A 4,794-nucleotide genomic window follows, 5' to 3' on the forward strand; every position below is an offset into this window, starting at 1 on the left:
GGGGCGGGGGGGGGCCCCCCCCCCCGCACGGGGGGCGCGCCCCCCCGGTGGGGGGCGTCCCCCGCCAGCCGTGCGGGTTGCGCCGCCATCCGGCGTCCGATCGGGTGAACACGTCGAGCGCGCCGACCCACCGCGGTCGAGCACCCGGACGGACAATGGGACATGGCCGTCACCTCACGCTCCCCCGGCTCGGGTTCCGCCGCGAGTGATCCCACCGGGCCCACCGGGCGGCTGGCGACCTGGCTTGCCGGCACCACGCTGGACGAGGTGCCCGAGCCGGTGCGGGAGCGGGCCCGGCATCTGCTGCTGGACGGGGTCGGCTGCGCGCTGGTGGGTGCGCGGCTGCCGGCCTCGAAGATCGCCGTCGAGGCGCTCACCGCCCTGGACGGCATGGGTGACGCGGCGATCATCGGCTGGGACGGCCTCACCGCCGGTCCGTTGACCGCGACGATGCTCAACTCCGGCTTCATCCAGGGCTTCGAGCTCGACGACTACCACCCCTTCGGCCCCCTGCACAGCAACGCCCTGATCCTGCCGCCGCTGCTGGCCGTCGCCGCCAGGCGCCCGGACCTGACCGGCGCGCGGTTCCTGCTCGCGGCGATCCTGGGCTACGAGGTCGGCCCGCGGGTGGGAATGGCCCTGCACGGATCGGACATCATGATCCGCGGCTGGCACTCGGGCACGGTCTTCGGGGGCCCGGCGGCAGCCGCAGCGGCCGGCTGCCTGTACGAACTGGACGCCGCCGCCTTCGAGGACGCCATCGGAATGGCCTGCACCCAGGCCGGTGGCCTCATGTCGGTGCAGTTCGAATCCATGGTCAAACGCATGCACCACGGCTTCACGGCCCGCAACGGACTGGTCGCCGCCGCCCTGGCCGCACAGGGCTACGTCGGTATCAAGCAGGTCTTCGAACGCGACTACGGCGGCTTCCTCTCCACCTTCAGCCAGGGCCAGGATCCGGCGCCCGACCCCTCACGCGTCACCGCGGATCTGGGCGACGCCTGGGAGACGACCCGTATCGCGGTCAAGCCGTACGCCGCCTGCGGCGGTATGCATGCCGCGATGGACGCCGCGCTGCGACTGCGAAACGAGCACCGCTTCGACCCCGACGCGATCAGCGGGATCCGGATCGACCTCGCTCAGGGCATGTACGAGAAGTGCGGCTGGACGGCCAGCCGGCCCCTGGAGCCGATCGGCGCCCAGATGAACCTCGCCTATGGAGTGGCGGTGGTGCTGCTCGACGGGGCCGGTCTGCCGGAGCAGTTCACGGCCGAGCGGGCCGCCCGCGACGATGTGTGGCGACTGATCGCACGGACACGGACCCATCACGACCCCGCCTATGACGAGCGGCTGGACCAGCAGCTTGCCACCCGGGTGAGGATCTCCCTGGACGACGGCACCGTCCACGAGGCCGAGGTGGTCCACCCTCGCGGCGTCGGCGAGAACCAGCTCACCAACGCGGAGATCGTCGACAAGTACCGTGCCCTGACCCGGCCGTTGATCGATCCGGACCGCGCCGCGGCGCTGGAGGAGGTGGTTCTCGGCCTCGACCGCCTGCCCGGCGTCACTCCGCTGATCGAACTGCTCCGGCCGGGTGTGGCCGAAGCCGGACTCTGACCATGCCCAGGATGCCCGGAGCCGCCCGCTCGCGCGTGTGCATGGCCGGGGATTCGTCGCGCTGAAGGAGGACCGGCCCGCCTGACGGGGCAACGGCAGGGGACCCGACCCGACTCCGGCGCGTCTCAGGAGCCGGGACCCAGCAGCACCGCCCTGTCACCCGGGCCAGGGCGCACCGGATGTGTCGCGGTGGCCGGTTCCAGTCGGCCGTCCGCACGGACCACGAACAGCAGGTCGTGGTCCGCGGGCAGCTCACCGCCCGGCCCGGCCAGCACGAAGCGTCCGCCTCGCTCATAGCGTTCGGCGATGGTGCGGCGCAGGAGCCCGGGGCCGAAGAGGATGTCGCGGTCGGTGTACGGGGCGACGGCGCCGGTGCTGTCGTCCGGCGGGCCGACGCGGTGCACCGGCTCCTCCACGCTGTCCTGGACCAGGACCGAGACCAGGGCGTTGAAGTCGTCGTCATCGGTCAGCAGGAACACCGCGCTGACGCCCTCCAGCCGGGATCCTGGGGCCGTGGCGGTGGCCAGCAGTTCGCCCGGGGCGAGGGTGAGCCCGGCGCCGCGGATGCGCTCCCGCTGCTCTTCGGGGCCCGCCCACATCAGTACGTCGAGCCCGGCCGAGCGCAGGCAGCGGCCCAGTGCGACAGCCCAGGATTCGCCCCCCACCAGCAGCGGGCGGGCCCTGGCGGACCGGGAGACACCGAGCCGGCCGGCCACCGGCACCGCGGTGAACCCGTACACCAGGACGGTGCCGACGACGACGAGGAACGTGACGGGGAGGATCACATCCGAGCCGCGCAGACCCGCCTCGTCCAGGCTGCCGGCGAAGGCCGACGCCGTGGACGTGGCGACGATTCCGCGTGGTGCCATCCAGCCGATGAACGCGCGCTCACCGCCGCCCAGCCCGGCCCGTGAGGTGGACAGGAACGCGAGGAGCGGCCGGACCACCAGTACCAGCAGCGCGATCAGGCCGAGGGCGGGGAGCAGCACCGGCCGTAGGGAACCGGGAGTGACGGACGCCGAGATGGAGATGAACAGCAAGCCGATGATCAGTTGGACCAGGGTCTCGAAGAAGGGGCGTCGCACGGGCATGTCGAGCCCGCGTAGGTTGGCGACCGCGAGCCCGGTCACGATGGCGGCGATCAGCCCCGTGTCATCACGCAGTACGTCGCAGACCGCCGACACCCCCACCACGACCGCCAGTTGGACCAGTGTGCCGAGGGGCTCGCCGAGTCGCAGGGTGCCGAGCGCGAACCACAGCAGCGCGGCCCCGATCGCCCCGCCGGCCAGTCCGACGAGAGCGCTGAGGAAGAACTCGCCGATGTGGAAGCCCTTGCCGACCTGGAAGCCCCCGACCAGGATCGAGTGGAACACCAGCGCCCCGAGCATGCCTCCGACCGGGTCGATGAGGGTGCCTTCCCAGACGAGGACACGGCGCACCTGTTCGGAAGGCCGGACGTATTCCAGCAGGGGCCCGATCACCGTCGGTCCCGAGACCACGAGGATGACTCCCAGCATCACGGCGACGGCGGCCGGGACGCCGAACAGTACCGGGCCGACCGCCAGCACAGCGGCCCAGGTGATCAGCACCCCGAGCAGCAGCAGCCGGGCCACCACCGAGCGGGTGCGGCCCTTCAGATGGCGCATTTCCAGGCTGAGGCCGGCGTCGTAGAGGATCACCGCGACCGACAGCGAGACGATGGACGGGAACTGCTGCGGGGCCAGTTGGTCGGGATGGACGACATCGGTCAGCGCGCCCGCCGTGAACCCCACCGGCAGCAGCAGGATGATCGCCGGGATACGCAGCCGGTTCGCCAGGATCTGGCAGCCCGCGGCGAGCACCACGGTCAGTGCGATACCGAGCAGGAACTCGTCGGCGCTCAGCACCCGCGTGGCCCGTCAGGCTCCGTCGGCGGAGCTTCCGGCCCCGCTCTGCCGCAGATCCTCGTCGCCGAGTGATTCCAGCTCGCCATGGGTGTCCAGCCAGTACAGCAGGACGACGGCGGGGCAGACCAGAATCACGGCGCCAAGGGTGATGAAGGCCAGCCAGACCATGGTGGTGGGGTCACCGGCCGCGTCCCGTACGGTCAGTGAGGTGGGGATCAGATAGGGGCGCTGGGCGAGTCCCCAGGCGATCACGCCCGACGCGACCAGACCGACGGCCGCCGGACGGGTCCAGCGGGTGGCGCCCCGCGCCAGTTCCACGGCGGTGCCGACCGCGCACACCGCGGCGAGCACCACGAAGACCAGGCCCGCGCCGTGGGTGAGGCCGTGCCAGACGTGCGGTGCGTCGTCGCGTGTGACGGCGAACGCGGCCACCCCGAGCAGCACCACGACGGCCAGGCTGCCGCACGCCCGGAGTCTGAAGTAGCCCATCAGGTCGGGTTCGGCGAAGCGCTTGGCGTCCGAGAGCAGGAACACCGCGCCCAGGAAGGCGGTGGCAGCGATGGTGAGCAGCCCGAAGAACACGGAGGTGGGGTTGGACCAGGCGTCGGCGGAGGCCTCGGTGCCCGGTGCCACCCGCCCCGAGGCGATCCCGCCGACGGCCGCGCCGAGGAAGAACGGGGTGAGGAGCGAGGAGATCGCGAAGACCGCCCCGTACAGGCGCCGCCGGGACAGCCGGCGCATGGGCTTGCGCAGGGCGAATCCGGCGCCGCGTAGTACGAGTCCGACGGCGGCGAGCGCCAGCGGCAGCCACATCGCCGAGAACACGGTCTGGAACAGCACCGGGAATCCTGTCCACATGATGACCAGGATGAAGATCAGCCAGACGTTGTTGACCTCCCAGACGGGGGCCATGGCGTGGTCGATCAGCGAACGGGGCCGTTTGCCGCGCTCCGCGCCACCGGCGACCAGGTCCCAGAATCCGGCGCCGTAGTCGGTGCCGCCCGCACAGGCGTAGGCGGCGACCGCGAGCAGCAGGACGACGGCGATGATGTCGGCGATCGTCATGGGGTGCCGCCTCGTCCGGAGCCCGGGCCGGCGCCCGGCCCTGTGCCGTGTCCTGCCGGAGTGCCATGGGCGCGCGGTTCGGGCCGGGGGCCGTAGGGGGTGAAGTCCTCCGGTCGCTCGCCGTCGGTGTGCGGCCGGCCCGCCGCGCCCCCCTCCCCCGGGCGCCCCCCGGGGGGCACCGCGAGCAGCAGGGGCACGGACAAAACCCAAAAGATCAACTAAAACA

The 4,794-nt window shown here is 72.1% G+C and carries 3 protein-coding genes; 1 reads left to right on the forward strand and 2 read right to left on the reverse strand.

Going from position 1 to position 4,794, the window contains the following annotated elements; genetic code table 11:
* The first annotated feature begins 162 nt into the window (after positions 1 to 162).
* Entirely contained in the window at positions 163 to 1,617 is a 1,455-nt protein-coding gene (locus ACFWI9_RS07265) for an MmgE/PrpD family protein (RefSeq protein WP_387159539.1), read from the forward strand.
* Positions 1,618 to 1,742: 125 nt separating this feature from the next.
* Here ACFWI9_RS07265 and ACFWI9_RS07270 read toward each other — a convergent pair whose 3' ends face one another.
* Positions 1,743 to 3,500, reverse strand: coding sequence for a cation:proton antiporter (locus ACFWI9_RS07270; protein ID WP_387159566.1), 1,758 nt, complete (start codon positions 3,498 to 3,500; stop codon positions 1,743 to 1,745).
* A 15-nt stretch (positions 3,501 to 3,515) separates the two neighbouring features.
* Complete coding sequence (locus ACFWI9_RS07275; protein ID WP_387159540.1) at positions 3,516 to 4,568, reverse strand: cytochrome d ubiquinol oxidase subunit II; 1,053 nt, start codon at positions 4,566 to 4,568, stop codon at positions 3,516 to 3,518.
* Positions 4,569 to 4,794 lie beyond the last annotated feature (226 nt).

This window comes from Streptomyces sp. NPDC127084 (assembly GCF_042724175.1).
In the GTDB taxonomy this organism is placed as follows: Bacteria; Actinomycetota; Actinomycetes; order Streptomycetales; family Streptomycetaceae; genus Streptomyces.